This is a genomic window from Kribbella sp. NPDC026596, from assembly GCF_040638415.1.
In the GTDB taxonomy this organism is placed as follows: Bacteria; Actinomycetota; Actinomycetes; order Propionibacteriales; family Kribbellaceae; genus Kribbella.
In genome coordinates this window covers 115886-141740 of record NZ_JBEZYF010000019.1, presented here as the reverse complement: position 1 = coordinate 141740, position 25855 = coordinate 115886, and the positions used below count along the sequence as shown (strand labels likewise).

At 68.7% G+C, this 25855-nt stretch carries 23 protein-coding genes and 1 riboswitch; of the genes, 16 read left to right on the top strand and 7 right to left on the bottom strand.

Going from position 1 to position 25855, the window contains the following annotated elements; translation table 11 throughout:
* Positions 1 to 104: 104 nt before the first annotated feature.
* The 5 genes from AB0E63_RS18530 to AB0E63_RS18510 all read left to right on the top strand — a co-directional run bounded on the left by AB0E63_RS18530 (position 105) and on the right by AB0E63_RS18510 (position 7380).
* The gene (locus AB0E63_RS18530; protein ID WP_360367081.1) at positions 105 to 2372 is read left to right on the top strand and encodes an aminotransferase class III-fold pyridoxal phosphate-dependent enzyme; all 2268 of its coding nucleotides are present in this window, start codon (positions 105 to 107) and stop codon (positions 2370 to 2372) included.
* Positions 2373 to 2386: 14 nt separating this feature from the next.
* Positions 2387 to 3295: a ribonuclease Z gene (locus AB0E63_RS18525; protein ID WP_360367079.1), complete on the top strand. Its 909-nt coding sequence runs from the start codon at positions 2387 to 2389 to the stop codon at positions 3293 to 3295.
* A 103-nt stretch (positions 3296 to 3398) separates the two neighbouring features.
* Positions 3399 to 4523: an EfeM/EfeO family lipoprotein gene (locus AB0E63_RS18520; protein WP_360367076.1), complete on the top strand. Its 1125-nt coding sequence runs from the start codon at positions 3399 to 3401 to the stop codon at positions 4521 to 4523.
* Complete coding sequence (gene efeB / locus AB0E63_RS18515) at positions 4520 to 5749, top strand: iron uptake transporter deferrochelatase/peroxidase subunit (protein WP_360367073.1); 1230 nt, start codon at positions 4520 to 4522, stop codon at positions 5747 to 5749. Before AB0E63_RS18520 ends, efeB begins: the two co-directional genes overlap by 4 nt.
* A gap of 20 nt (positions 5750 to 5769) precedes the next feature.
* Positions 5770 to 7380: an alkaline phosphatase family protein gene (locus AB0E63_RS18510; RefSeq protein WP_360367070.1), complete on the top strand. Its 1611-nt coding sequence runs from the start codon at positions 5770 to 5772 to the stop codon at positions 7378 to 7380.
* Positions 7381 to 7383: 3 nt separating this feature from the next.
* On the opposite strand, the gene AB0E63_RS18505 is transcribed toward AB0E63_RS18510, so the two are convergent.
* Complete coding sequence (locus tag AB0E63_RS18505; protein WP_360367067.1) at positions 7384 to 8214, bottom strand: alpha/beta hydrolase; 831 nt, start codon at positions 8212 to 8214, stop codon at positions 7384 to 7386.
* A 16-nt stretch (positions 8215 to 8230) separates the two neighbouring features.
* Positions 8231 to 9175: a YafY family protein gene (locus AB0E63_RS18500; protein WP_360367064.1), complete on the bottom strand. Its 945-nt coding sequence runs from the start codon at positions 9173 to 9175 to the stop codon at positions 8231 to 8233.
* Positions 9176 to 9237: 62 nt separating this feature from the next.
* Here AB0E63_RS18500 and AB0E63_RS18495 point away from each other — a divergent pair, with 62 nt between their 5' ends.
* Complete coding sequence (locus AB0E63_RS18495; protein WP_360367061.1) at positions 9238 to 10380, top strand: epoxide hydrolase family protein; 1143 nt, start codon at positions 9238 to 9240, stop codon at positions 10378 to 10380.
* On the opposite strand, the gene AB0E63_RS18490 is transcribed toward AB0E63_RS18495, so the two are convergent.
* Genes AB0E63_RS18490 through AB0E63_RS18480 form a run of 3 tightly spaced genes read right to left on the bottom strand, consistent with a single transcriptional unit; the run spans position 10343 to position 12747 of the window.
* Positions 10343 to 10990 carry a TetR/AcrR family transcriptional regulator C-terminal domain-containing protein gene (locus tag AB0E63_RS18490; RefSeq protein WP_360367058.1) on the bottom strand — a complete coding sequence of 216 codons (648 nt, stop codon included), beginning with the start codon at positions 10988 to 10990 and terminating at the stop codon, positions 10343 to 10345. The two genes, AB0E63_RS18495 and AB0E63_RS18490, sit on opposite strands and share 38 nt — an antisense overlap.
* Positions 10983 to 11888: an alpha/beta hydrolase gene (locus tag AB0E63_RS18485; RefSeq protein WP_360367055.1), complete on the bottom strand. Its 906-nt coding sequence runs from the start codon at positions 11886 to 11888 to the stop codon at positions 10983 to 10985. The genes AB0E63_RS18490 and AB0E63_RS18485 overlap by 8 nt, the downstream gene beginning before the upstream one ends.
* A 28-nt stretch (positions 11889 to 11916) precedes the next feature.
* Positions 11917 to 12747, bottom strand: coding sequence for an oxidoreductase (locus tag AB0E63_RS18480; RefSeq protein ID WP_360367052.1), 831 nt, complete (start codon positions 12745 to 12747; stop codon positions 11917 to 11919).
* Positions 12748 to 12842: 95 nt separating this feature from the next.
* On the opposite strand from AB0E63_RS18480, the gene AB0E63_RS18475 reads away from it, so the two are divergent.
* Together AB0E63_RS18475 and AB0E63_RS18470 are read left to right on the top strand one after the other, a co-directional pair.
* Positions 12843 to 13400, top strand: coding sequence for a TetR family transcriptional regulator (locus tag AB0E63_RS18475; protein ID WP_360367049.1), 558 nt, complete (start codon positions 12843 to 12845; stop codon positions 13398 to 13400).
* Between the two features lie 83 nt (positions 13401 to 13483).
* Complete coding sequence (locus AB0E63_RS18470) at positions 13484 to 15292, top strand: trypsin-like peptidase domain-containing protein (RefSeq protein WP_360367046.1); 1809 nt, start codon at positions 13484 to 13486, stop codon at positions 15290 to 15292.
* Between the two features lie 222 nt (positions 15293 to 15514).
* Here the strand turns inward: AB0E63_RS18470 and AB0E63_RS18465 are convergent, their stop codons facing one another.
* Positions 15515 to 16357 carry an NAD-dependent epimerase/dehydratase family protein gene (locus AB0E63_RS18465; RefSeq protein ID WP_360367043.1) on the bottom strand — a complete coding sequence of 281 codons (843 nt, stop codon included), beginning with the start codon at positions 16355 to 16357 and terminating at the stop codon, positions 15515 to 15517.
* A 138-nt stretch (positions 16358 to 16495) separates the two neighbouring features.
* Between AB0E63_RS18465 and AB0E63_RS18460 the strand changes: the two genes are divergently transcribed.
* From AB0E63_RS18460 to metH, 4 genes are all read left to right on the top strand, one after another.
* The gene (locus AB0E63_RS18460) at positions 16496 to 17257 is read left to right on the top strand and encodes an MFS transporter (protein ID WP_360367040.1); all 762 of its coding nucleotides are present in this window, start codon (positions 16496 to 16498) and stop codon (positions 17255 to 17257) included.
* Positions 17155 to 17901, top strand: coding sequence for an MFS transporter (locus AB0E63_RS18455; protein ID WP_360367093.1), 747 nt, complete (start codon positions 17155 to 17157; stop codon positions 17899 to 17901). Before AB0E63_RS18460 ends, AB0E63_RS18455 begins: the two co-directional genes overlap by 103 nt.
* Positions 17898 to 18431: a TetR family transcriptional regulator gene (locus AB0E63_RS18450; protein WP_360367037.1), complete on the top strand. Its 534-nt coding sequence runs from the start codon at positions 17898 to 17900 to the stop codon at positions 18429 to 18431. The genes AB0E63_RS18455 and AB0E63_RS18450 overlap by 4 nt, the downstream gene beginning before the upstream one ends.
* A gap of 82 nt (positions 18432 to 18513) precedes the next feature.
* Positions 18514 to 18591, top strand: a riboswitch (S-adenosyl-L-homocysteine riboswitch).
* 22 nt (positions 18592 to 18613) lie between these two features.
* Entirely contained in the window at positions 18614 to 22219 is a 3606-nt protein-coding gene (gene metH, locus AB0E63_RS18445; protein WP_360367034.1) for a methionine synthase, read from the top strand.
* On the opposite strand, the gene AB0E63_RS18440 is transcribed toward metH, so the two are convergent.
* Positions 22141 to 23514 (bottom strand): FAD-dependent monooxygenase, encoded by a 1374-nt coding sequence (locus AB0E63_RS18440; protein ID WP_360367031.1) that lies wholly within the window; start codon positions 23512 to 23514, stop codon positions 22141 to 22143. The genes metH and AB0E63_RS18440 overlap by 79 nt on opposite strands.
* Positions 23515 to 23595: 81 nt before the next feature.
* On the opposite strand from AB0E63_RS18440, the gene AB0E63_RS18435 reads away from it, so the two are divergent.
* From AB0E63_RS18435 to AB0E63_RS18420, 4 genes are read left to right on the top strand one after another with little or no spacing between them, the layout of a single operon-like run.
* Positions 23596 to 24054, top strand: coding sequence for a MarR family transcriptional regulator (locus tag AB0E63_RS18435; RefSeq protein WP_360367028.1), 459 nt, complete (start codon positions 23596 to 23598; stop codon positions 24052 to 24054).
* 39 nt (positions 24055 to 24093) lie between these two features.
* Positions 24094 to 24951, top strand: coding sequence for an RNA polymerase sigma factor SigJ (sigJ, locus tag AB0E63_RS18430; RefSeq protein WP_360367025.1), 858 nt, complete (start codon positions 24094 to 24096; stop codon positions 24949 to 24951).
* Position 24952: 1 nt separating this feature from the next.
* The gene (locus tag AB0E63_RS18425) at positions 24953 to 25312 is read left to right on the top strand and encodes a DoxX family protein (RefSeq protein ID WP_360367022.1); all 360 of its coding nucleotides are present in this window, start codon (positions 24953 to 24955) and stop codon (positions 25310 to 25312) included.
* Positions 25309 to 25785 carry a GNAT family N-acetyltransferase gene (locus AB0E63_RS18420; RefSeq protein ID WP_360367020.1) on the top strand — a complete coding sequence of 159 codons (477 nt, stop codon included), beginning with the start codon at positions 25309 to 25311 and terminating at the stop codon, positions 25783 to 25785. The genes AB0E63_RS18425 and AB0E63_RS18420 overlap by 4 nt, the downstream gene beginning before the upstream one ends.
* Positions 25786 to 25855 lie beyond the last annotated feature (70 nt).

Here is a 25855-nt window from a genome sequence, read left to right as displayed (position 1 = left end):
CGCCCTACGGCGCCGGCGTGGTCATGGGGCCTTGGCTCCCGGCCTTCCCTCGTCGCTCCAGTCGCTTCGCTCCCTCCACTCCTCAGTCCAGGCCGGGAGGCCCCATGACACAGACCGGTGGACAGACGGCGAGCATGCTCGAGGATCCGCCGGAGGTTGACGCTCGTACGGCGGCGCAGCTGCTGCGGTCCGAGTACGGTCTCGACGCCGTGGTGACCGAGCTGCGCAGTGAGCGGGACCGGAACTTCCTCGCCGAGGCCGACGGCCGGCGGCTCGTGGTCAAGGTGTCGAACACCGGAGACGACGCGGCTCAGATCGCGATGGAATGCGCCGCGATGGACCACGTCGCCACGGTCGATCCGGACCTGCCGATCCCACGACTGATCCCCAGCACGACCGGCGAACCCGTCACCACGGTCAAAGCCGCGGACGGTCGCACCCATCTGGTGCGGGTGATCACGGTCCTGCCTGGCGAGGTGGCCGACCTGACCGCATTGCCGGGCTGGTTCGCGGCCGACTTCGGCTCGATCAGCGCCCGGTTGACCCTCGCGCTCCAGGGATTCGGGCACCCGGCGGCGTACCGCAGGCTCGACTGGGACCCGCGCCACGTCGCCGACCTGCGTCCGTACGCCGACCACCTGCCGGACGAACGGCGACGCGCCCCGATGCATCGCCTGCTCGATCGCTTCGCCGGCCTCGACGAAGCCACCCGCAAGCTCCCGGCATCCGCGCTGCACGGTGATGTGACGTTGAGCAATCTGCTGTTGCAGGACGACGGGATCACGGGCGTCATCGACTTCGGCGACATGCACCACACTGCTCGTGTCGCCGAGCTCGCGATCAGCCTGACGTCGCTGCTGCGGGAGTCCGACGATCTGTGGGCCGACGCCGGCCGCTTCCTCGACGGCTACCAGCGGGTGCTGCCGCTCGAGCCCGCCGAGGTGGAACTGATCGGTGAGCTCGTCCTGGCCCGCTCCGCCGCCAGCGTGCTCATCTCGGCGTGGCGCGCGCCGCTCTATCCCGACAACGAGGAGTACCTCACCAGTCTCGTGGTCGGCAGCTGGCGCATCCTCGACGAGCTCGCCGAGCTCGACCGGGCGGAGCTCGCCGGTCGCTTCCACCGCCGCTGCGGCACCTCGCGCGTCGCCACCGCCCCCGACCCGACCTTGCTGGATCGACGGAACTCCGTCCTTGGTGGCGACCTGTCCCCGCTGTTCTACCGTTCACCGCTGCAGGTGGTCCGCGCCCAAGGTCCGTGGGTGTACACGGCCGACGGTCGCCGGTATCTCGATGCCTACAACAACGTTCCCGTGGTCGGGCACGCGCATCCGGCCGTAGTCCAGGCGATCTCGCGGCAGGCCGCCGTACTCAACATCAATTCGCGGTACCTGCACCCCGCCGCGATCGAGCTGGCCGAGCGGCTGACGGCGTCGATGCCCGATGGCCTGGACACCTGCGTCTTCGTCAACTCGGGCAGCGAGGCCAACGACCTGGCCTGGCGGATGGCCCGCGTCGTCACCGGCCGATCCGGTGTCGTGGTCGCGGACCTCGCGTACCACGGTGTCAGTGAGGCCACGGCGGCCTGGTCGACGAACACCTACCCGCCGTCGGCGCGTCCGGCTCATGTAGCCACCTTCGAGGCACCGCGACTCGATGCGGACGGACGGCAGCCGACCGGCGCGGAGGCGGTTCGCCGGGCCCGGTCGGCCGGCGACGAGCTTCGCCGGACCGGTCACGACGTGAACCTGCTCGCGGTCGATTCGGTGTTCAGCAGTGCTGGGATCCTGACCCCGACCGGCGAGTTCATGCGCGGCCTGCAGGACGAGACCCGTGCGCAGGGTGGGCTCTTCCTGGCCGACGAGGTTCAGGCGGGCTTCGGCCGGGGCGGGCGGAACCTGTGGCGGTTCCTCGACTTCGGGCTGACACCTGACTTCGTCACGCTCGGGAAGCCGATGGGCAACGGTCATCCGGTCGCGGCGCTGATCACCCGGCGCGAGATCGCCGAGCAGTTCGCGGCGGTCGACGAGTTCTTCAGTACGTTCGCAGGCAACCCGGTGTCCTGTGTCGCGGCGCTGACCGTGCTGGACGTGATCGAGCAGACCGGTCTGGTCGCGCGCTCGGGCGAGGTCGGTGCTCAGTTGCGCGCCGGCTTGGAGTCGCTGGTGCCGGAGTTGCCGGTGCGCGGTCAGGGGCTGATGGTCGGGGTGGAGATGCCGGATGCCGCTGAGTTCGCCGAGCGCTTGCGGGAGAACGGCGTACTGGTCGGAACCACGGGGCCGGGCGGGGGAGTCCTGAAGATCCGCCCGCCGTTGATCTGGACGTCCGTGGAGGTCGAGCAGTTCTTATTCGGGTTCCAGCAAGCGCTGCGTTAGCTACTGTTGGGCGCGTGCGTGAACTGGTTGTGCTGGGCACCGGCAGTCAGGTGCCGTCCCGGGAACGCACGCAGAACGGGTACTTCCTGCGCTGGGACGACGAGGGCTTCCTGTTCGATCCGGGTGAGGGCACCCAGCGGCAGATGCTGTACGCCGGGATCGCGGCCGGTGCGATCACGCGGCTGTGCGTCACGCATTTCCACGGTGACCACTGCCTCGGCGTACCGGGGATCGTGCAGCGGCTGTCGCTGGACGACGTACCGCATCCCGTTCGTGCGCACTACCCGGCGTCCGGGCAGACCTATTTCAGCCGCCTGCGGTACGCCGCATCCTTCTTCGAGCGTGCCGAGTTGCTGGAGGAGCCGGTCGAGGAGGATGGGTTGCTCTCGGTCGGATCCTTCGGCCAGCTCTGGGCCCGTCGGCTGGAACACCCGATCGAGACGTTCGGCTACCAGTTGATCGAGCCCGACGGTCGCCGGATGCTTCCGGACAAACTCGCTGCCCTCGGCATCGTTGGTCCAGCCATCGGTCGTCTCCAGCAGGCCGGTTCGCTCGAGGTCGACGGCCGGACGGTGCGGATCGAGGAGGTCAGCGAACCTCGTCGAGGTCAGCGGTTCGCCTTCATCATGGATACCCGGCTGTGCGAGAACGTGCTCCGCTTGGCCGATGATGCCGACCTGCTCGTGATCGAGTCCACGTACCTTTCGTCGGAGTCCGAGCTGGCCCGTCGCTTCGGCCACCTGACCGCTCGTCAGGCTGCTCGGGTCGCGGCCGAATGCGGGGTGCGGAAGCTGGTGCTGACGCATTTCTCCCAGCGCTATCTGGAGCCCGAGCGCTTCCACGACGAAGCCGCCGCCGAGTTCTCCGGCGAGGTCGTGGTCGCGTCCGACCTCAGTCGCACGCCGGTCCCCTCCCGCCGCTAGACGAACACTGCGTGACGAGTGGGCCAACACTGCCCGACCCCGGTGACCGGCGATTTATATTTCCCACGAATGGAAATTTGCCGATCATCAGGAGCGACCTCTCGTGCGCAGTCCCCGTCCGCTGCCGGCGGCGATCGCTCTGGTCGGTGTGGCCGCGGTGGTGGCAGTGGCGGTGTGGCGGCCCTGGACGGGCTCGGCTGAGGCGGCCAGTGGCCCGCCCCAGATCACTGTGTCCCGCAGCCAGTGCGGCCAGGGCTGGACCGACGCGAAGACCGGTCGGCAGACGATCATCGTGCACAACACCGGCGATGCGGCCGCCGAGGTCGACCTCGTCGAGCTCAGCAGCAACAAGGTGTACGGCGAGGTCGAGGGCCTGGGGCCGAACACGAGCGCGCCGATGGACGTGCAGCTCGGCGCCGGCCGGTACGTGATCCGCTGCCTGATCGAGGACACCGACGCCATCACCGGTCCGAGTGTCACGCTCGCGGGCGACGCCAAGGGTGGCCCGGCCGTGGTGGCCGTCACCAAGAACGAGATGTTGCCGCCGGTGAAGCAGTACGAGGCCGCGGTCGCCGCCGGCGTCGCCGGGCTGGCCGTCAAGACCGACAAGCTGCGCGGCGACGTGGACGCCGGCAACCTGGCCGCTGCCCGGGCCGACTGGCTGCGCGCGCACCTGGCGTACAACTCGCTCGGTGCGGCGTACGACGCGTTCGGCGACTTCGCCGACAAGATCGACGGATCCGATACCGGCTTCCACTCGTTGGAAAGGGGCCTGTGGCACAACGCGTCCGCCGCCGGCCTGAAGCCGATCGCGGACCAGTTGGCCGCCAACGTCCACAGCTTGCGGGCTGATCTGCCCAACGAGCAGGTGGATCCGAACGATCTCGGGCTGCGCGCCCACGAGATCATGGAGAACGCCCTCCAGTTCGAGCTGACCGGCGAGAACGACCAAGGCAGCGGTACGTCGCTGAACACCGCGCTGGCCAACCTGGACGGTACGGCGAAGGTGCTGGCCATCCTGAACCCGGTGCTCAAGCCCCGCTACCCCGACCTGCCCCAGGTGCAGAAGTGGGAAGCCCGGGTACGCGCGCTGCTGACCGCACATGAGAACACCCCGGTCGACCGGTTGAACCGGACCACGCGCGAACAGCTCGACGGCGCGGTCGGCGAACTACTGGAGACGCTCGCCCCCGTCGCCGCCATCTGCGAAGTCCGGAGAGGTTCATGACCAGCCGTCGATCCTTCCTGCGTGGCGCGCTGGCCAGTGCCGGCGCGGCGGCTGTGACCGGTGCCGGCGCGGCGGCTGTGACCGGTGCCAGTGCCGCAGCGGTCTCCGGGCTGTCGGCTGATGCAGCGACGACGACCTCTGTGCCGTTTCACGGCGTCCATCAGGCCGGCATCACCACCGATCAACAGAAGCGGGCGATCTTCGCGTCGTTCGACGTGATCGCGGCGGACAAGGGCGAGCTCACCGAGCTGTTCCAGACGCTGACCGAGCGGGCGCGACTGCTCACCGCGGGCGGTGCACTGCCGCCGCCGGGTATCACCGCTCCGCCGGCCGATTCCGGCGTACTCGGACCGGGTATGCCCGGCGACGACCTGACGGTCACCGTCGGCGCCGGGGCATCGCTGTTCGACGACCGGTACGGGCTCAAGGCTCTCAAGCCGGCGAAGCTCAAGCCGATGAAGGAGTTCCCGAACGACAGCCTGGACGAGAGCCAGTGTCACGGGGATCTGAGCCTGCAACTGTGCGCGTCGGAGACCGACACCGTGCTGCACGCGCTGCGCGACATCGCCCGGCACACCCGCGGCGCGATGCAGCTGCGCTGGCGGGTCGACGGCTTCCAGAGCCCGCCACGGCCGTCCGGCACGCAGCGCAACCTGATGGGCTTCAAGGACGGCATCGTCAAGCCGGCGCCGGCCGACCACGACAAGCTCGTGTGGGTGGGACAAGGTAACGGCGAGCCGGCCTGGACCGCGGGCGGCAGCTACCAGGTGCTGCGCCAGATCCGGATGCTGGTCGAGTTCTGGGACCGGGTGTCGGTCGGCGAGCAGGAGAACATGTTCGGCCGGCGGCGGGACTCCGGTGCGCCGCTGGACGGCAACCGCGAGACCGATATCCCCGACTACCCGGCCGATCCGACCGGCGGCGCGATCCCGCTGACCAGCCACATCCGGATGGCCAACCCCCGTACCGCGGGCACCGCGGCCAGCCAGTTCCTGCGCCGCGGCTACAACTACGACAAGGGCACCGACTCGATCGGGGACCTGGACATGGGGCTGCTGTTCTGCTGCTACCAGCAGGACGTCGCCCGGCAGTTCGAGGCCGTGCAGACCCGGCTGATCGACGAGCCCCTCGTCGACTACATCCGGCCGGTCGGCGGCGGCTATTTCTTCGCGCTTCCCGGTGTTCGGGACGGCAACGACCACTTCGGGCGGTCGTTGCTGGCATGAGTAACTCAAGAGGAGAAGGCATGCGTGCAAGACTCCGTGTCGCAGCCACGGCCGCTGTGGCCGCGACTGGACTGTTGCTGGCCGGCTGTAGCAGCGGCGGCGACACCCATCAGGTGGCCAACGCCGCTTATTCGTATCGGCCGGCCGACCCGGCCACGCCGATCAAGCATGTGGTGGTGATCTTCGGCGAGAACATCTCGTTCGACCACTACTTCGGCACGTACCCGAACGCCACCAACGAGAACGGCACGCCGTTCACGGCGGACCGGCACACGCCCAAGGTGAACGGGCTGTCCAAGAAGCTGCTGACGAAGAACCCGAACGCCTACGACCCGAAGCGGCTGGCGCCCTCGCAGGCGCTGACCTGCGACCAGAACCATGGCTACGGTCCGGAGCAGAAGGCCGTCAACGGCGGCAAGGACGACAAGTTCGTCGAGAACACCGAGACGGACAAGTGCACCGGCCAGCCGGTGCTGTTCGGCGAGCCGGGCCTGGTGATGGACTACTACGACGGCAACACCGTCACCGCGATGTGGAACTACGCCCAGCACTACGCGCTGAGCGACAACTCGTTCGACACGGTGTACGGCCCGTCCACCCCGGGTGCGCTGAACCTGATCTCCGGTCAGACCCACGGCGCCCAGGCGATGGACCCGAAGACCGGTCAGCCGACGACCGACGCGTACGCGGTGCAGTCGCCGGACAAGAACGGGATCGGCACCATCACCAACGACCCCGACCCGTTCTACGACGACTGCTCCAACAACAACGGCAAGTCGACGAACAACCTGGCCGCTGTGCACGGCCAGAACATCGGTGACCTGCTGAACCAGAAGCACGTCACCTGGGGCTGGTTCCAGGGCGGCTTCAAGCCGACCGGTTCCGCCAACGGCAAGGCAGTCTGCGGCGCCACGCACCCCAACGTCGGCGGCATCGCGGCCCAGGACTACAGCCCGCACCACGAGCCGTTCATGTACTACCAGTCGACGGCGAACCCGAAGCACCTGCCGCCGAGCTCGGTGAAGACCATCGGCTACACCGACCAGGCCAACCACCAGTACGACACGTCGGACTTCGACGCGGCGCTGGCGGCGAACAACCTGCCGGCGGTCAGCTTCCTGAAGGCCGGCGAGTACCAGGACGGTCACGCCGGGTACTCCGACCCGCTGGACGAGCAGGCGTTCATCGTCAAGGAGATCAACCAGCTGCAGAAGTCCAAGGAGTGGTCGTCGACCGCGGTCGTCCTGGCCTACGACGACTCCGACGGCTGGTACGACCACGTCACGCCGCCGACCGTGAACGGCTCCAACGACGCCGCACTGGACCAGTCGGCGCTGTGCGGCAAGGCTCCGGTGTCCGGCGGCTACGCCGACCGGTGCGGTTACGGCCCGCGCCTGCCGCTGCTGGTGGTCTCGCCGTACGCGAAGCGCAATCACGTCGACCACACGCTGACCGACCAGAGCTCGATCCTGAAGTTCATCGAGGACAACTGGCGGACCGGCCAGATCGGCGACCACTCGTTCGACCAGCGCGCCGGCAGCCTGACCGGCATGTTCGACTTCCGGCAGCACCCGAGCAGCAAGAAGCTGATCCTGGACCCGAAGACCGGGGCCGTCGTCAGCAACCACTGACCCTCATGAATCGCCCTGATCGGCGAGGAAGTCGTCGATCAGGGCGTTCACCTCGGTGGGGGACTCGAGCGCGGCCAGGTGGGCGGACTGTTCCAGTACGACGAACCGCGCGCCGGGGATCGAGTCCGCCATCTCTTCGGTCTCGTCGACTCCGAACGTGGTGTCCTCGGCGCCGGCGACGACCAGGACCGGGGTGCGGATCCTTTGGAAGAGCTCGCGTTGGTCGGGCCGCCGGGGGACCACACTGGTGACGGCGTGCCGCCCGGAGCCGATGTCCACCCGGCCGGCGAGATCGTTGACCGTGGCAACGACCTCCGGCTTCTCGCGTTTGGCGGTCGGCCCGAGGAACGCGTCCCGCACCGGTCCGGTGAGGGGTCCGCGGATCCCGCCGAGGAGCCTCGCCGTCCGCGTGAGTACGCCGTACTCGAACTTCTGCCGGAGGCCGGCCGGCGAGGCGGTCGCGTTCATCAGTACGGCGATGCCGGTCCGGTCCGGGTGCAGGGCGGCGAACGTGCCGCCGATCATCCCGCCCCAGCTGTTGCCGATGACATGCAGTCGCTCGGCCCCGAGGTCGTCGGCGATCGCGAGGATCACGTCGGCGCACTGCTCGAAGGTGAACGGCCCGGTCAGTGGTGTGCTGCCACCGTGCCCTGGCGGATCGACGAGCACGACCTGGAAACGATCGATGAAGTGCGCGACCTGCCCGGACCACAGGGTGCCGTCCATCAGCAAGCTCGGCCAGAACAGCATCGCCGGCCCCGAGCCGCCGACCCGCAACCGGATCCGGCCGAGGACTGTCTCGACGTACCGATCCTCCACCCCCGCGAGCAACATGACTGAACGCTACCGCTCAACTCGGCCCGACCGAGGCAGCCAAGCGCGTCGCCAGCGCCTGGACATGGTCGATCAGTTCCGGCGGCGACTGGACCTCGAACGGGTATCCGAGCAACCCGAGGTGGAGGGCGAGTTCGTCGAGCGAGTTGCTGCCGGCCTCGACCAGGGTCGTCGACACGTCGACCGGAGTCACCGTCGCGACGCTGGCCGCGAAGCGATCGGTGAGCTGCTCGGCCGACGCCTGGACCAGGAAGCGCGCCTGATAGCGGTAGCCGCCGGACGCGATCCCGCGCTCGGTCCGGTCCTGGTCCGGCACCTCGCGGGGAGTGAAGCGCGGCCCGGTCGGGATCCGGGGCTCCAGTCGATCCAGCCGGAACGTGCGCCAGTCGTCGCGGTCGAGATCCCAGGCCACCAGGTACCAGCGCCGGCCCATGTGCACGAGTCGGTGCGGCTCCGTCGTACGGGTGGTCGCCGTACCGTCGTGGTTGCGGTAGTCGAAGCGCAGGCGCTGGTGATCGCGAGAGGCGGCGGCGACCGCCAGCAGCACGTCCGGCTGCACCGACGGCCCGCCGGCCGGGGTCACGGCGACGTCTTGGAGCAGCTTGACGCGATGCCGCAGCCGGGACGGCAGGACCTGTTCGAGCTTGGTCAAGGCCCGGACCGACGACTCCTCGATGCCGGTCACGCTGCCGGTCGCGGCCGCTCGCAAGCCGATCGCGACCGCCACTGCCTCCTCGTCGTCCAGCAGCAGCGGTGGCAGGGCCGCTCCGGCACCGAGCCGGTAGCCGGCCAGTCCTGGTACGGCGTCGACCGGATAGCCGAGGTTGCGCAGCTTCTCGACGTCCCGGCGGACGGTGCGGACTCCGACACCGAGCTCGGCGGCGAGCGCGGCGCCACTCCAGTCTCTCGGCGACTGCAGGAGCGACAGCAGTTTGAGCAGCCTCGCGGACGTTTCCAACATGCTTCTGATTCTGTCACCTGGTTAGGACCGAAGCTGTCCTAACCAGGTGGCAGAGTCGAGACATGATCAAGTCCTTCAGCATCGACATTCCGCAGAGCACCCTCGACGGCCTGGCGGCCAAGCTGGCCGGAGCCCGCCTCCCCGCGCCGCTGCCCGGTGACGACTGGGACACCGGCGTACCGGTCTCCTGGTTGGCCGAGCTGGTGGACTACTGGCGGACGAAGTACGACTGGCGGGCCGCGGAGGCTGAGCTCAACGCGTATCCGCAGTTCACGACCGAGATCGACGGTCAGCGGATCCACTTCCTGCACGTGAAGTCGCCGGAGCCCGACGCGCTGCCGCTGGTGCTGACGCACGGGTGGCCGGGGTCGATCGTCGAGTTCCTGGATCTGATCGGGCCGCTCACCGACCCGGTCGCGCACGGCGGCGACGCCGCGGACGCGTTCCATCTGGTGATTCCGTCGCTGCCCGGGTTCGGGTTCTCCGGTCCGGTGTCGAAGAGCGGATGGGGCAGGGAGCGGGTCGGTGAGGTGTGGGCCGTGCTGATGGAGCAGCTCGGCTACGAACGGTACGGCGTGCAAGGTGGTGACATCGGTGGGGCCGTGTCGCCAGCCGTGGCGCGCGCTGCCCGGGACAAGGTCGTCGGCGTCCACACCAACGGCGGGCCTTCGCTGCCACCGTTCCCGCTGCCGGAGGAGGAGCTTGCGACATTGACTCCGCTCGAGCAGGACCGGATCGCCCGGATCGGCCGGTTCCTGCAGGAGGAGTTCGGCTACATCTCGATCCAGTCGACCAGGCCGCAGACGGTGGCCTACGGACTGGTGGACTCCCCGGTCGGTCAGCTGGCCTGGATCATGGACAAGTTCCGCGCCTGGACATATCCGCTCGAAACCTTGCCTGAGGCAATCATCAGCAGGGACCGGCTGCTCACCAACGTGATGATCTACTGGCTCACCGGCACCGCGGGCTCAGCGGCGTACGTCGGGTACGCCCAGCAGGCGCCGTGGGGGACCCAGCTCGAGAACTCCGGAGTGCCGACCGCGGTCCTGGCGTTCGCCCACGACGTCTGCATCCGCCGGTACGCCGAGCGGGACAACACGATCACGCGCTGGACCGATGTCGACCACGGCGGCCACTTCGCGGCTCTGGAGGAGCCGGAACTCCTGATCACCGACGTCCGCGAGTTCTTCCGCGATCTGCGCTGAATCCGTCGAGCATGGCCTGCAGGCCGGGGTGGAAGTGGTCGCCTGGTGTGGCGCCGTCGGCCGCCTCGGCGAGCAGGTTGTAGGCGGGATCGGTGGGCGCCGGCTTGCGGCTGCGGTGCTCGGTGCCGAGGGTGAGGACGGCCATGGTGAGGGCGTGGCCGATGGTGAACTCACGAAGGGATCGGCTGATCCGCAGCGCGTCGGCCGGCGGGAAGCCGTCGGCGGTCAGGGTCTCGATCATGCGGTTGCCGGTGGCAATCGCGGCGGGGGAGCGGACCGGGCGGGAGGCGAACAGCGTGACGGCGTGCGGATGTTCGAGCAGGGTGTCGCGAAGACGTTCGCAGTACGTCGCCGACACCTGCCGCCAACCCTTTGCCCAGGGCAAGGAGTCGGTGTCCAGGCGGTCGAACAGGAGCTCGGCGATGCCGTCGTACAGGTCTTCCTGGTCGGCGTAGTGGCGGTAGGCGGCCATCGGGTCCGCGCCGAGCTCGGCGCCGAGCTTGCGCATCGAGAACTTGGCCAGCCCGATTCGATCGATCAGATCGAGCGCGACCGTCGCGATGTACTCGCGGTTGAGCACGGTCCGCGTCGGCGGGGTGCGATCAGCCATCGATGAAGTCCTCCAACCGGCGGGCGAACTCTGGTGCGTAGCGCTGATAGCCGAGATGACCGCCCGGAAACTCCAGACACGGTATGCCGAGCTCCGCACTCAACTGTCGTGCGGGGCGACTGTAGTACCGGCCTTCGCTGTCCTCGCCGACGCCGAACGCCCACCGTACGGGCGTTCGACGCAAGGCGGCGAGGTCCGGCTGGTAGCGGACGAAGGCCGGCATCTCGGACCGCATCAGGATGTCGGCGTTCCCGAACAGCCGATTCATCTCGTTCTTGGGGGCCAGCCGATTCGCCAGCCTGACGCCGGCCGCGCCGATCGCGCGGCCGGCTCTTGCGTCGAACAGTTTGGTCGGCTTGTCCATCGTGCCTGCTGCGAACTTCAGCATGGCGGGGAGCGAGCCCTCGCGCTCGGCGATCCGACCCAGGTCGTCGAAGTACGCCGCCCGCTCGGCCGCGTCCGGCAGCACCTGGATGATCGGCGGCTCGTGCACCACGGCGGCGGCGATGCGATCGGCGTGCTCCGTGAGCAGCCCGAGCGTGACGAGCGCGCCGGCGCTGTTCCCGAACACGAACGCCCGCTCGATCCCAGCGTCGTCCAAAATCGCCACCACATCCCGCCCCTGCGCGACCAGTCCGGCGTCATGCCCGGCCATCACCTGCGTCCCGGCCGGCCGGCCTCGCCCTTTGGGCGCAGCGGGTTGTTTGCTTTTCCAGGTGCTGCGGGAGTTGCCCCGGCGGTCGAAGGTGATGACCGTGAACCGCGGGGCCAGCTCCCGCACCAGGTCCCGGTACATCGCGGCGTCTCCGCCCCCACCTGGGACGAGGACGACGGCCGGCCCTTCGCCGGTCCGCTCGACATGCAGCCGGGTCGCTGAGGTGTCTACACTGTAGATCATATCTACAGTGTAGACACAGAGCGTCTGATCAGTCGAAGTCGGTCGATGTGGTGAGGTGGGCCCAGGTCGTGGCTTCTTCGGCGCGGGACCGGGAGGCTCGGTCGGCGTGGGTGAGGGCGTCTTTGCCGAGCAGCAGGCGGAGAGGTGGGTTGTCGAGAGCGACGACGTCGAGGATGGCGCGGGCGGCCTTGGCCGGGTCGCCGGCCTGGGTGCCGTCGGTCTCGAGGCGGTAGCGGTTCATCGCGCCGACGGTCTCGTCGTAGTCGGGGTGCACGGCGGCGATCGTCATCGACGAGCCACCCCAGTCGGTCCGGAAGGCGCCCGGCTCGACGATCGTCACCTTGACGCCGAACGGCTTCACCTCGTTGTTCAGCACCTCCGAGAACCCTTCGACGGCGAACTTCGCGGTCTGGTAGGCACCCATTCCCGGCGTCCCGCCGACCCGGCCGCCGATCGACGAGAACTGCAGGAAGTGCCCGGCCTTGCGCTCGCGGAACGCCGGGAGTGCGGCCTTGGTGACGTTGACGACGCCGAACAGGTTCGTCTCCAGTTGTGCCCGGAAGTCCGCGTCGGTGGTCTCTTCGATCGGCGCGCTGTTCGCATAGCCGGCGTTGTTCGCGACCACGTCTAGACCGCCGAATGCGTCCAGCGCGGTCTGCACGGCGGCGCGCGCGGCGGCTGCGTCGGTGACGTCGAGGGGGATCGCCCGGATCTGTTCGCCGTACCGCTCGACCAGGTCGTCGAGCTGCTCGGGCTTGCGCGCGGTGGCGACGACCCGGTCTCCGGCGGCCAGGACGGCCTCGGTGAGGGCGCGGCCGAGCCCGCGGGAACTGCCGGTGATCAGCCAGATCTTGCTCATGATCATTCCTAACTAACCAAACGGTTGGATACACCACTAGTTAACCAACCGGTTGGTTGGAAATCAACTAACCGGTTGGTTGGTAGACTGAAGGCATGCAGCAGCGGAACGCAGATCGGACCAGAACGCGCATCCTCGAGGCCGCCACCGAGGAGTTCGCCGCCCGCGGGATCGCCGGCGCGCGGGTGAGCCGGATCGCCGAGGTGGCCGGCTGTAACAAGGCGATGCTCTATGCGTACTACGGCAACAAGGACGCGCTGTTCGATGCGGTGTTCACGGCGTCCGTTGAGGCGTACCTGGACGAGGTCGGGTTCGATGCGGACGATCTTCCGGCCTATGCCGGGCGGGTGTTCGACTACTTCGAGGCGCATCCCGATCGCCTGCGGTTGTCGATCTGGTACCGGCTCGAGCGGCCGGAGGGCGAGCCGTTGGAGGCGATCCTCGCGGTGAACCAGAGCCGCCTCGATGAGCTGCACCGCAGCCAGCGGCGGCGGGTGGTGCCGCGGCAGTTCACCGCGGTCAGTCTGCTCTCGCTGATCCAGGCGATCGCGACCAGCTGGTCGTCGATGAACCCGGAGTACGGCCTCGATCTGCCGAACGTGATCGTGCGGCGCCGGGCGGTGGTGATGGCGGTGCAGAAGATTCTCAGCTGATTCATTGGCTGGCCCGATGGAGTTCTCAGCCTCGCGAGCTCTACTCGAAAGCAGAGGGAACTGGGCTGAGGAGGGCAACCGCAATGAACGACGGCACTGGACGGCAGGAAGCTGCACAAGGGCCTACGCAAGAACCGGGACAGAACGCTGCCCCGCAACAAGCAGGTCCGCACCCGCAGAACCTGCAGCAGTCGGTGGGTCCGGGGCAGGCCGGCGCGCAGCAGTCTGGCGCGCAGCCGCAGGCACCGTGGCAAGCGGGAGCCCCGCAGTCCGGTCCCCAGTACCCCGGCCCGCAGCAGCCGGCCCCCTACACGGGCGGGCCGCAGCCGGCTCCGAACCCTGGCGGACCGCAGCAGCCGGCGCCGTACGTGGGCGGGCCGCAGTCGGGGCCGTACCTGGGTGGGCAGCAGCAGTCAGCGCCGTACGCCGGTGGGCAGCAGCAGGCGCCGTATTACGGCGGGCAGTTTGGTGGACAGCCGCCGTACGGTGGGTATCCGCCGCACCCGTTCGGGCCGCCGCCGGCGCCGCGGAAGCGCGGACGGCGGTTGCTGGGTGCGGGAGCGCTCGGGCTCGCGGCAGTGGTCGTAGCCGGATCGCTTGCCTGGGGCATCGACCAGCGCAGTGGCGGGAGTAGCTCGCAGCTCTCCCAGCAGCAGTTCGACGCGGCCTCGGTGGCGGCGAAGGTGTCGCCCGGCCTGGTCGACGTGAACACCGTGCTCGGATACGAAGGCGCGCGGGCGGCGGGTACTGGGATCGTCCTCACCTCCGACGGCGAAGTCCTGACGAACCACCACGTCATCGAAGGTGCGACGTCGATCACCGTGACCGACATCGGCAACGGGAAGACGTACACCGCGGGCGTGGTCGGGTACGACGAGCAGCACGACATCGCCGTACTGAAGCTGAAGGACGCGTCCGGGCTCGAGACCGCGAAGACGGGTGACTCCGACGACGTCAAGCTCGGGGACCAGGTGGTCGGGATCGGCAACGCGGGTGGCGTCGGCGGTACGCCGAGCTACGCGGCCGGCAAGGTGACCGGGCTGAACCAGTCGATCACCGCGACCGACGAGAGCGGGCAGGACCCGGAGAACCTCACCGGCCTGATCCAGACCGACGCGAACATTCAGGCCGGCGACTCCGGCGGCCCGCTGGCTAACGCGGCCGGCGAGGTGATCGGCGTCGACACCGCCGGATCCACCGGCAACAACGGCGGCCCCGGCCGCCCCGGCCAGACCGCCGCGACCACCGGCTCCACCGCCACCGCGACCCTGACGGCCTCCGGCAACGGCACCGGCAACGGTGACGGCTTCGGCGACGGCTCCGGGAACGGCAGCGGCTTCCCCGGCGACGGCTCCGGCTTCGGCGACGGGTCGGGTAACGGGAACGGCTTCGGCGACGGATCCGGGAACGGGTCGGGTAACGGCTTCGGCGATGGATCCGGGAATGGTTCCGGCAACGGCTTCGGCGACGGCTCGGGCAATGGTTCCGGCGAAGGGAACGGCTCCGGAAACGGGAGCGGGACGACGACGGAGGGCTACGCGATCCCGATCAACGAGGCACTCGACATCGCCAAGCAGATCGAGAACGGCAAGGCGTCCGACACGGTGCACATCGGAGCGTCCGCGATGCTCGGCATCTCGGTCGTCACCACCGAAGGCGTCACCGGCGCGGTAGTCGGCGACGTGGTCGCCGACGGCAAGGCGGACGACGCCGGCATCACGGCCGGTGACGTGATCACCTCCTTCGCCGGTCACACCGTCGACTCCCCGGACAGCCTGTCGGCCCTGCTGAACAACCAGCACCCCGGCGACAAGGTAGAGGTCGGCTGGACAGACCAATCCGGCCAGTCCCACAAGGCCGACATCGAGCTGATCACCGGCCCCGTCCGCTAACAACCACCCCAAACCCGGTCCGCCACCTCCAGCGCTACCCCCTCCGCTGAAGCGGACCGAACGATCGGGCCCGACGCTCCTCCCCAAGAGCGCCGGGCCCGATCACCACGTCCAGCCGCAGCCCCAACTCCCCGCCACCCGCAGCCCACCACCCAGCCACCGCGGCCCAGCTCCCCGCTGTCCAGCCACCCGCCGCCCAGCCAGTCGCAACCCGCGTCGGGGTCAGTTGAGGAAGCCGGTGCGCCAGGTTGGGTGGATGGGGGTCCATCCCAGGTTGGTGCGGGCGTGGGTGTTGGAGGCGCCGCGTGCCCACGGTGTGCGACTCGCGGCGGGGGTGGGGGAGGGTGCGGGGGCTCCGATGGATTCGGTGAAGGTGGGGAGCCAGGTGGTGGCGGGGGCTGGGGCGTTGTCGACGATGTTGACGGGGCCGGAGGGCCAGTGGAGGGCGGCTGCGGCGGCGTGGGCGGCGTCTTCGACGTGGAGGAAGCTGGTGATGTCGGGGCCGGTGGGGAGGTTGCCGGTGGCGGCGAGGTCGGCCATCAGGCCGCCCTTGGTGTACCAGGTGTTGGGCCCGTAGAGCATGCCGTAGCGGAGGGCTACCCACTCAGGGGCTTCGGCGGTGATGGATTCCAACTCCGCGACTGCCTCGACTGATGCGCGGCGGCCGCCATCGGCGGCGGACAGGTCGAAGGGTGTGGACTCGACCGCGGGGGTGTCGCCGGGTTCGTAGGCCCAGGCGATGCTTTGCGAGATCACGCGGCGGGCGCCGGTGGCCAATGCGGCGTCGACCAGGTTGCGGGTGCCTTCGCGGCGGATGCGGGTGTTGGCGGCGAAGTCGCGCGACGTCAGGTCGGTCAGCTGGTGGATGACCACCTCAGGCCGCGCCGCGGCGACCACGGTCCGCAGTGCGGGAGCATCGTACACATCCGCGACGACGGTCCGCGCGTCTGAACCCACCGCACGCTCCCGGCGGCTGAGGGCGGTCACTTCGTGGCCCTGGGCAACCAAGAGCGGGACGAGCAGCCGGCCGACCACGCCGGACGCGCCGGCGACAAAGATCCTCATGCCATCACCGTAGGGAGCAAACCCACGGCGGCCGTGGTCCAGTTGGTGAGCGGTCTCCTGGGCCACTTCCAGCCGAGGTGAACGGTCGTTTACCCTGAAAGAAAGTAAACAGATGTTCACCGCCGTGAGGAACCCAGCTTGACCGTCCGCCCTGCCGTCCATCCACGCCTGATTCTGGGTGCGCTCGCCTTCTGCGGCGTCCTCGTCTCGATCAGCCAGACCATCGTCGTACCGCTCCTGCCCGAGCTGCCCAAGATCACCAACAGCCCCGCCTCCGACGTCAGCTGGCTGATCACGGTGACGCTGCTCACCGGCGCGGTGTTCACGCCGCTGCTCGGGCGGGCCGGTGACATGTACGGCAAGCGCCGCGTACTGCTGATCGCGCTGTCGTCCATGGTGATCGGCTCGTTCCTCTGCGCCGGCAGTTCCGAGCTTCCGGTGCTGATCGTCGGCCGGGCGTTCCAGGGCGCCGCGATCGCCGTCGTACCGCTCGGCATCAGCATCCTGCGCGACGAGTTGCCCCCGCGCCGGGTGATCCCGTCGATCGCGATCATGAGCTCGACCCTCGGCGTCGGCGCGGCATTCGGCATCCCGGCCGCGACGCTTGTGGTGGAGTACGCGAACTGGCACACGATGTTCTGGATCAACCTCGGCCTCGGCCTGCTCGACATCGTCCTGGTGCTGCTGATCGTGCCCGAGTCCGCGGTCCGGACCAGCGGGCGGTTCGACGTTCTCGGCGCGCTCGGGTTGAGTGCGTTCCTGGTCTGCCTGCTGCTCGCCGTCTCCAAGAGCAACACCTGGAGTACGACGTCCATCGCCGGACTGTCCGTCGTTGCGATCGCGATATCCCGCTGTGGGTCTGGTACGAACTGCGGACCACCAGCCCACTCGTCGATCTGAGGGTGTCGGTGCGCCCCGCCGTACTCTTCACCAACCTCGGCGCCCTGCTGATCGGGTTCTCGTTCTACGCCAACTCGCTGTCGACCGCGCAGCTGGTCCAGGAGCCGACGTGGACCGGGTACGGGCTCGGCGAGTCGATCGTGGTGAGCGGCCTGTGCCTGCTCCCCGGTGGTGTCGCGATGGTCCTGCTGTCGCCGGTGTCGGCCCGCATCTCGAACGCGCGCGGGCCGCGGTTCACGCTGGCGATCGCGTCGGTGCTGATGGCCGCCGGGTACGTCGTCCGATTGTTCACCAGCGGCAATGTCGCCGGGATCGTGGCCGGGGCGACCGTGGTGTCGGCCGGAACCGCGGTGGCGTACTCGGCACTCCCGGCCCTGATCATGCATGCTGTGCCGGTGACCGAAACGGCCGCGGCGAACGGCCTCAACACCCTGATGCGCACGATCGGCTCCGCGATCTGCAGCACGATCGTGGCGACCGTGCTGGCCGGAGTGACGATCAGCAGGGCCGGTCAGGTCGCGCCCGCGCTGTCGGCGTACCTGATCGTCTTCGCGATCGCCGGCGTCGCCGCCGTGGTCGCGGCCGGTCTGGTGCTGCTGATCCCGGTACGGCGTCCCGCGCCGGTCGAGGTGGGTACGTCGTGACGGACCCGGGCCGGACCGCGATCCTGAGGGCCGCGCGGAAGGCGTTCGCGCGCCAGCCGTACAACGCGGTCACACTGCGCGGGATCGCCGGCGACGCCGGGGTGAGTGCCGCACTGATCGTCAAGCACTTCGGCAGCAAGGAATCGCTGTTCGAGCAGGTCGCCGACTTCAGCGAGGCCGCCGAGCTCCTGCTGACCGCGCCGGATCAGGAGCTCGGGCGGCACGCCGTACTCACGCTGGTGAACTACCGCCGCGACAACAACCAGGACCTGCTCGTCCGAGTCATCTTCGCGGCCGGTAGCGGTGACGAACGCGCCTTGATCCGTGAGCATTTCCGCGACCAGGTCACGCGTGCCGTCGCCCTCCGCCTCACCGGCCCGGACGCCGAGCTCCGAGCCGGCCTGATCACCGCACAACTACTCGGCCTCGGCGCCGCGATGGCCCTCGACAAGACCGGCCCGATCGCCACCGCCACCCCAGAAGCAATCGCCAACCTCTACGCCCCACCCATCCAAACCCTCATCTACTAGCCCGCTCAGGGGTTGGGCAGGGGTCTTAGGATGTGGACAGGGGTGCTTGGTTGAGCGTGTGACGCCGCTAACATGGGGCAACCAGGCCGAGAGGCGCTGCAACGGACCCAGGTCCGCCACGCTCGACCTGGAGCACTGACTGCAAGGGCGCCTCCGGAATCTTTTTCTGGAGGGGACGGCAGATGAGTGAAACCGCGCTGAGGGAGCTGCTCGATCAGCGAATCGCGGTGCTCGACGGCGCGTGGGGCACGATGCTGCAGGGTGCCAAGCTCAGGCCCGAGGACTTCCAGGGCGACCGCTTCGGCGACCACACCCACGACGTCACCGGTGACCCCGACCTGCTCAACCTGACCCGGCCGGACGTGATTCTCGACGTCCACCGGCAGTACCTCGCGGCCGGCGCCGACATCACCACGACCAACACCTTCACCGCGACGAGCATCGGTCAGGCCGACTACGGCATGCAGGCGTACGTGCGGGAGATGAACGTCGCCGGCGCCCGCCTGGCCCGGCAGGCCGCGGACGAGGTCGGCGGCAAGTTCGTAGCCGGTTCGATCGGCCCGCTCAACGTCACGCTGTCGCTGTCCCCGCGCGTCGAGGACCCGTCGTACCGCGCGGTGACCTTCGAGCAGGTGCGGGACGCGTACGCCGAGCAGATCTCCGCGCTGGCCGAAGGCGGCGTCGACCTGCTGCTGATCGAGACCATCTTCGACACCCTCAACGCGAAGGCGGCCGTCGCCGCGGCCCGCGAGGTCGCGCCGCACCTACCGCTGTGGATCTCGGTGACCATCGTCGACCTCAGCGGCCGGACCCTGAGCGGCCAAACGGTCGAGGCGTTCTGGAGCTCGATCGAGCACGCCAAGCCACTCGTCGTCGGCGTCAACTGCTCGCTCGGCGCCGCCGAGATGCGTCCGCACGTGGCCGACCTGGCCCGGTTCGCCGACACGTACGTCGCCTCGCACCCGAACGCCGGCCTCCCGAACGCCTTCGGCGGGTACGACGAAACGCCGGAGCAGACCGCGGGAATGCTCCAGGAGTTCGCCGAGTCCGGACTGGTCAATATCGTCGGCGGGTGCTGCGGTACGACGCCGGCCCACATCGCGCGGATCGTCGACGCGGTCAAGGAGCTGACCCCGCGATCCGTCGTTCCGGCTGACAACACCACCCGGTTCTCCGGGCTGGAGCCGTTCAAGATCGGGCCGGACACCGGGTTCGTGATGATCGGCGAGCGGACCAACGTGACGGGGTCGGCGCGGTTCCGCCGGCTGATCGAGGGTGACGACCACCAGGCCGCGGTTGACGTCGCACTGGAGCAGGTCCGCGGCGGCGCGAACCTGCTGGACGTGAACATGGACGCCGACCTGCTCGACAGCGAGCAGGCGATGACCACCTTCCTGAACCTGATCGCGACCGAGCCCGAGGTGGCCCGGATCCCGATCATGATCGACAGCTCGAAGTGGTCGGTGCTGGAGACCGGGCTGAAATGCGTGCAGGGCAAGGGCGTGGTCAACTCGATCAGCCTGAAGGAGGGCGAGGAGGAGTTCCTCGAGCGCGCCCGGCGGATCCGCGACTACGGCGCGGGTGCCGTGGTGATGGCCTTCGACGAGCAGGGCCAGGCTGACACGGTCGAGCGCAAGGTGGCGATCTGCGGCCGGGCCTACGACCTGCTGACGCAGAAGGTCGGATTCCCGCCCGAGGACATCATCTTCGACCCGAACGTGCTGGCCGTCGCCACCGGCATGGCCGAGCACAACGGCTACGCCAAGAACTTCATCGACGCGCTCCCGCTCATCAAAGAACGCTGTCCGGGCGTCCACATCAGCGGCGGCATCTCGAACCTGTCGTTCTCGTTCCGCGGCAACGACATCGTCCGTGAGGCGATGCACTCGGCCTTCCTGTACCACGCGGGCAAGGTCGGCCTGGACATGGGAATCGTCAACGCCGGCCAGCTCGCGGTCTACCAGGACATCCCGGCGGACCTGCTGGAGCTCGTCGAGGACGTGATCTTCGACCGGCGCGACGACGCCACCGACCGCCTGGTCAGCTTCGCCGAGAACGTGAAGGGCAAGGGCACCAAGCGCGAGGTCGACCTGTCCTGGCGTGAAGGCACTGTCGAGGAGCGGCTGTCGCACGCGCTCGTGCACGGCATCGTCGACTACATCGAGGCCGACACCGAGGAGGCCCGGCAGCAGTTGCCGCGGCCGCTCGAGGTGATCGAGGGCCCGCTGATGGACGGGATGAAGATCGTCGGCGACCTGTTCGGCGCCGGCAAGATGTTCCTGCCGCAGGTGGTGAAGAGCGCCCGGGTGATGAAGCGTTCGGTCGCCTACCTGGAACCGTTCATGGAGGCCGAGAAGGAGCAGGCCCGGCTGGAAGGACGCGCCGAAGCGGTCCGCGGCCAGGGCAAGATCGTGATGGCCACGGTCAAGGGCGACGTGCACGACATCGGCAAGAACATCGTCGGCGTCGTGCTCGGCTGCAACAACTACGAGGTGATCGACCTCGGCGTGATGGTGCCGGCGGCAAGGATCCTCGACACTGCCGTTGCCGAGGGCGCCGATGCGATCGGGCTGTCCGGGCTGATCACGCCCTCGCTGGACGAGATGGTTGCCGTCGCGTCCGAGATGCAGCGACGTGGGCTCAAGCTCCCGCTGCTGATCGGCGGCGCGACCACGTCGAAGCAGCACACCGCGGTCCGGATCGCTCCGGCGTACGACCGGACGACGGTGCATGTGCTGGACGCGTCCCGGGTGGTCGGTGTCGTCTCCGACCTGCTCGACGAGGAGCGCGCCGAAGCGCTTGCCAAGAGCAACAGCATCGAGCAGGAGCGGCTGCGCGAGCAGCACGCCAACAAGCAGCGCAGCCCGCTGCTGACGATCGAGCAGGCCCGCGCCAACAAGGAGCCGGTCGAGTACGGCGAACTCCCGGTGCCGGCGTTCACCGGACTGCGCCGGGTGTCCCCGAGCATCGAGACGCTCCGGGCGATGGTCGACTGGCAGTTCCTGTTCCTGGCCTGGGAGCTGAAGGGCAAGTACCCGGCGATCCTCGACCAGCCGGTCGCGCGGGAACTGTTCGACGACGCGAACACGTTGCTGGACGAGATCATCGCGAACGGCTCGTTCACCGCCAAGGGTGTTTACGGGTTCTGGCCAGCGCACAGTGAGGGCGACGACATCCTGCTGGACGGGCTGGACGTGTCCTTCCCGATGCTGCGGCAGCAGACCGAGAAGCCGGCTGGGCGGCACAACCGCTGCCTGGCCGACTATGTCGCGCCGGCCGGTGATCACCTCGGTGGCTTCGGCGTCGCGATCCACGGTGCCGAGGCGCTGGCCGCGTCGTACGAGGAACGCAACGACGACTACCGGGCGATCATGGTGAAGGCCCTGGCCGACCGGCTGGCGGAGGCCTTCGCCGAGTGGATCCACCTGGAGGCGCGGCGGGCGTGGTTCGAGCCGGACGCCGAACCGGTGCTGGAGGATCTGCACGCGGAGCGGTTCCGCGGGATCCGTCCCGCGCTCGGCTACCCGGCCAGCCCGGATCACACCGAGAAGCAGGAGCTCTTCCACCTCCTGGAGGCGGACAAGCTCGGCCTCGGCCTGACCGAGTCGTTCGCGATGACGCCGGCCGCGGCCGTCAGCGGCCTGATCTTCGCGCACCCCGAGTCCCGCTACTTCAGCGTCGGTCGCGTCGGCCGCGATCAGATCGAGGACTACGCCGTACGGCGTGGCCTGTCGGTCGACGAGGTCGAGCGCTGGCTCCGTCCGAACCTGGCATACGACCCGGCCTGATACTTCTCGATGGTGTCGAGCGGTCCGCAGGCCGCGATGTAGCCGTCGGGCCGGACCAGCAGTGATTGGTTGCCATCGGCCAACACTGTCCAGTCCGGTCCGCGGTGAACGCCGCCGGGTGCGCGCGTACCGGCGTGGTCGGTCAGGTTGAGGGAGCTGTCCGGGTAGGCGATCGTCAGGCCGGTGGTGAAGTCGTCGGTCAGGTTGCGCAGGGCGTGGGAACCATTGTTGTCCGCCGCCGCTTGCATCACCATGCGCCCTCGGGCGGTGCTGTCCGCGAGGACCTTGCGGGCGACCGGCATCCGCTCCTCGGCGTAGGTGTCGAGCAGGCCGTCCGGCGCGCCGTCGAGGACCGCGGCCAGCTTCCAGCCCAGGTTGTAGCTGTCCTGGATGCCGGTGTTCATGCCCTGGCCGCCGCCGGGGGAGTGGACGTGCGCGGCATCGCCGGCCAGGAAGACCCGGCGGTCGCGGTAGCGCTCGGCCATCCGCACGTTGATCCGGTACAGCGACTGCCAGCCAGGACTGTGCAGCCGGACGCCCGGCACGCCCGCGCGCTCGGCGAAGATCCACCGGAACAGCTCGAGCGATGGTTGCTCCGGCTCCTCGATCGCGGTGTCGATCGAGGACTGGAACTGCCAGAGATTCGTGCTGGGCAAGGGAAAGAGCGACAGGACGCCGTGCTCGGGTGACATCCAGACGTGCTGGCAATGCCGGTCCAGGCCGTCGATCTGGAGATCGCCCAGATGCCAGCGCTGCCGGTCGTACGTCGTACCTTCGAAAGCGATCCCGGTGAGCCGGCGGATCGTGCTTTGGCCGCCGTCGCAGCCGACGACGTACCGGGCGTGGATGCGGTCGGCGCCACTCGACACCGCGACGTGGTCGTCGTACTGGATCAGACTCGTCGCGGCAGCGCCGAATTCGACCTGACCACCGAGCTCGGTCAAACGATCGCGGAGGACACCCTCGATGAACGGTTCGGAGATCCAGATCGGGGCGGGGTGCGGGACGTCGGGCGACGGCGGTACGCCGATGGCCGCCTCGAGCGCCTCGGAGATGACCCGCGCGTGGTCCCAGTGGCGGGTGGGGACGTGGGTGGCGCCGAGTTCCTGGATGCGGTCGACGACACCGAGGTCGTCCATCACCTCGAGGGCGCGTGGCTGGATGGTCTTGGCGCGGGACGCCGTACTCGGGCCGTCGAAGCGCTCGATCAGGCGGTGCGGGATGCCACGACGGGCGAGGTCACAGGCGAGGGTCAGGCCGGTCGGGCCGGCGCCGACGATGAGGACATCGATCATGGTAGTTACCTAACTTAGGTAGGCTTATGGGGATGCGAGAAACATATACCTAACTTAGGTAACTATTCAAGCGAGGTCTCGATGGAGAACGTGCTGGCCGAACTGCTGCCGCAGCTGACCCGGCTGAGCAACACGCTCGGCCGGGGGCGTTTGTACGAGCGCGCCCGGGCCGGAGCCGGGGTCACGCTGGAGCGGCCGGCGATGACGATCCTGATGATCCTCAACGCGGCGGGCGAACCCCTGCGGATCGGCGAGATCGCGAACCGGATGCAGGTCGAGGGACCACATGTCACCCGGCAGGTCCAGGTGCTCGAGAAGGAGGGTCTGGTGGAACGCGTGGTCGACCCGGCCGACGCGCGCGCCCGGTTGATCGCCCTCACCAACCGCGGCCAGGACGCGGCGAGTCAGTACCTGGCCGTCGTCCTCGGCTGGTTCGCCGAGGCCCTGTCCGACTGGCCCGCCGCCGACCGCCGCGACCTGACGCGCCTCCTCGCCCGCATGGTCGACGACCTCTCCACCCACCTCGCCTCCCTCGACTGATGTCACACTTCCCGGCCCGGACGACTCTTAGCGGGTGTGATGACCAACGATGAGACCGAGGTGTTCCTCGCCCAGCGCGAGTTGCTGTTTTCGATCGTCTACAACATCCTCGGCAGCGTCGCCGACACCGAGGACGTGCTGCAGGAGACCTGGCTGGCGTGGTCCGGACGGTCCGGGGTGGAGAATCCGCGCGCCTATCTGGTCCGGATCGCGGTGAACGCTGCGCTGGCTCGCCGTACGGCGATCAACCGGCGAAAGGAGGAGTACGTCGGGCCGTGGCTGCCCGAGCCCGTGGTCACTCCGGCCGATCCGGCCGAACGGGCCGAGGCGGTGTCGCTAGCGGTGCTCGTCGTACTCGAGACCCTGACGCCGTTGGAGCGGGCGGTCTTCGTGCTGCACGAGGTGTTCGGGTACGCACACACCGAGATCGCCGAGATCGTGGATCGCACCCCGGCGGCCGTGCGGCAGTTGGCGCATCGAGCCCGAGAACACGTGCAGGCGCGGCGACCCCGGTTCACTGCGGATCCGCACGTCCGGTTGGAGGTGACCCAGCGGTTCATCGACGCTGTGGTCGGCGGGGATCTGGATGCGTTGATGGAGGTGCTCGCGCCGGACGTCACGTTGTGGGCCGACGGCGGAGGCAAGGCTCGAGCGGCCGGCCTTCGACCGATGCTGGGGCGCGACAAGATCGCTCCGCTGATCATCGGCGACGGACGGCGCCGGCCGGTCGCGTCACTCGGCGTCCAGTACCGGACGATCAACGGTGATCCGTCGGCGCTGCTGCTGTCGGGTGACACGCCCTTCGCGGTCATCGTGCTGGAGGTCGAGGGCAACCAGGTGACGGGCATCTACGCCGTCACCAATCCGGACAAGCTCGCGCGGCTGGCGGTGGACTGAGATGACCGCTGCCGCCGTTGCCGTTGTCGCCGTGACCGTTGCCTTGAACGCCTTCTCCGGAATCGCGGCTCTCCTGCACTGGCAGGCGATTCTGCCCGGCATGGCGAAGGCCGACGTTCCGGAGTCATGGCTGACGTTCCCGATCGGGACGTTGAAGACCGCCGGGGCCGCCGGGCTTCTCGCCGGTTTGATTGCGGGGCTTCCGGTGCTGGTGGCCGCTGCCGCGATCGGGCTGGTGCTGTTCTTCGTGTGCGCCTTGTACACGCATGTGCGAGCCGCGGACTTCACCGCGCAGTTCGGGCTTGCGGTGTTCTTTCTGGTCATGGCGTGTGCCTCGCTGGTGCTTACGCTGACTGCATGACTGTGACCGTGCGCGCCGCCGTACCCGATGACGCTGATGCCGTTGCGGCGATTTGGTACGCCGGGTGGGGGGACGGGCACATCGGGCATGTGCCGGAGGAGTTGGTTGCGGTTCGGACCAAGGAGTCGTTCTGGACCCGGGCCGCGGACCGGATCGCCGATACAACGGTCGCGGTCGTCGGCGACGAGGTGGCCGGGTTCGTGATGGTGGTGGGGGATGAGGTCGAGCAGGTGTACGTGTCGCGCGATCATCGTGGATCCGGAGTAGCCGGGACGCTACTCAGTGAAGCCGAGCGGCAGGTGAAAGCCCACGGACACAGGGAAGCGTGGCTCGCGGTCGCCACCGGCAATGCCCGCGCCCGGCGGTTCTACGAGCGCAGTGGCTGGGCCGACGGCGGTGCCTTCGACTACCCGGCCACCGTCGAGACCGGGACGTTGCCGGTGCCGTGCCACCGCTACGTGAAGCAGGTCTGAAACGGAGGATTCCCCTGAAGTTGAGGGTGTGAGCGGGTGTATTGGTGCCGAATGGAGTTAGTTTGCCCTG

Coding starts and splice junctions, on each gene's coding strand:
- AB0E63_RS18420 (WP_360367020.1), top strand. CDS start 25,309: ATGACTGTGACCGTGCGCGCCGCCGTACCCGATGACGCTGATGCCGTT.
- AB0E63_RS18475 (WP_360367049.1), top strand. CDS start 12,843: ATGCAGCAGCGGAACGCAGATCGGACCAGAACGCGCATCCTCGAGGCC.
- AB0E63_RS18435 (WP_360367028.1), top strand. CDS start 23,596: ATGGAGAACGTGCTGGCCGAACTGCTGCCGCAGCTGACCCGGCTGAGC.
- AB0E63_RS18530 (WP_360367081.1), top strand. CDS start 105: ATGACACAGACCGGTGGACAGACGGCGAGCATGCTCGAGGATCCGCCG.
- AB0E63_RS18500 (WP_360367064.1), bottom strand. CDS start 9,175: ATGTTGGAAACGTCCGCGAGGCTGCTCAAACTGCTGTCGCTCCTGCAG.
- AB0E63_RS18440 (WP_360367031.1), bottom strand. CDS start 23,514: ATGATCGATGTCCTCATCGTCGGCGCCGGCCCGACCGGCCTGACCCTC.
- efeB (WP_360367073.1), top strand. CDS start 4,520: ATGACCAGCCGTCGATCCTTCCTGCGTGGCGCGCTGGCCAGTGCCGGC.
- sigJ (WP_360367025.1), top strand. CDS start 24,094: ATGACCAACGATGAGACCGAGGTGTTCCTCGCCCAGCGCGAGTTGCTG.
- metH (WP_360367034.1), top strand. CDS start 18,614: ATGAGTGAAACCGCGCTGAGGGAGCTGCTCGATCAGCGAATCGCGGTG.
- AB0E63_RS18470 (WP_360367046.1), top strand. CDS start 13,484: ATGAACGACGGCACTGGACGGCAGGAAGCTGCACAAGGGCCTACGCAA.
- AB0E63_RS18495 (WP_360367061.1), top strand. CDS start 9,238: ATGATCAAGTCCTTCAGCATCGACATTCCGCAGAGCACCCTCGACGGC.
- AB0E63_RS18510 (WP_360367070.1), top strand. CDS start 5,770: ATGCGTGCAAGACTCCGTGTCGCAGCCACGGCCGCTGTGGCCGCGACT.
- AB0E63_RS18485 (WP_360367055.1), bottom strand. CDS start 11,888: ATGATCTACAGTGTAGACACCTCAGCGACCCGGCTGCATGTCGAGCGG.
- AB0E63_RS18490 (WP_360367058.1), bottom strand. CDS start 10,990: ATGGCTGATCGCACCCCGCCGACGCGGACCGTGCTCAACCGCGAGTAC.
- AB0E63_RS18505 (WP_360367067.1), bottom strand. CDS start 8,214: ATGTTGCTCGCGGGGGTGGAGGATCGGTACGTCGAGACAGTCCTCGGC.
- AB0E63_RS18425 (WP_360367022.1), top strand. CDS start 24,953: ATGACCGCTGCCGCCGTTGCCGTTGTCGCCGTGACCGTTGCCTTGAAC.
- AB0E63_RS18465 (WP_360367043.1), bottom strand. CDS start 16,357: ATGAGGATCTTTGTCGCCGGCGCGTCCGGCGTGGTCGGCCGGCTGCTC.
- AB0E63_RS18480 (WP_360367052.1), bottom strand. CDS start 12,747: ATGAGCAAGATCTGGCTGATCACCGGCAGTTCCCGCGGGCTCGGCCGC.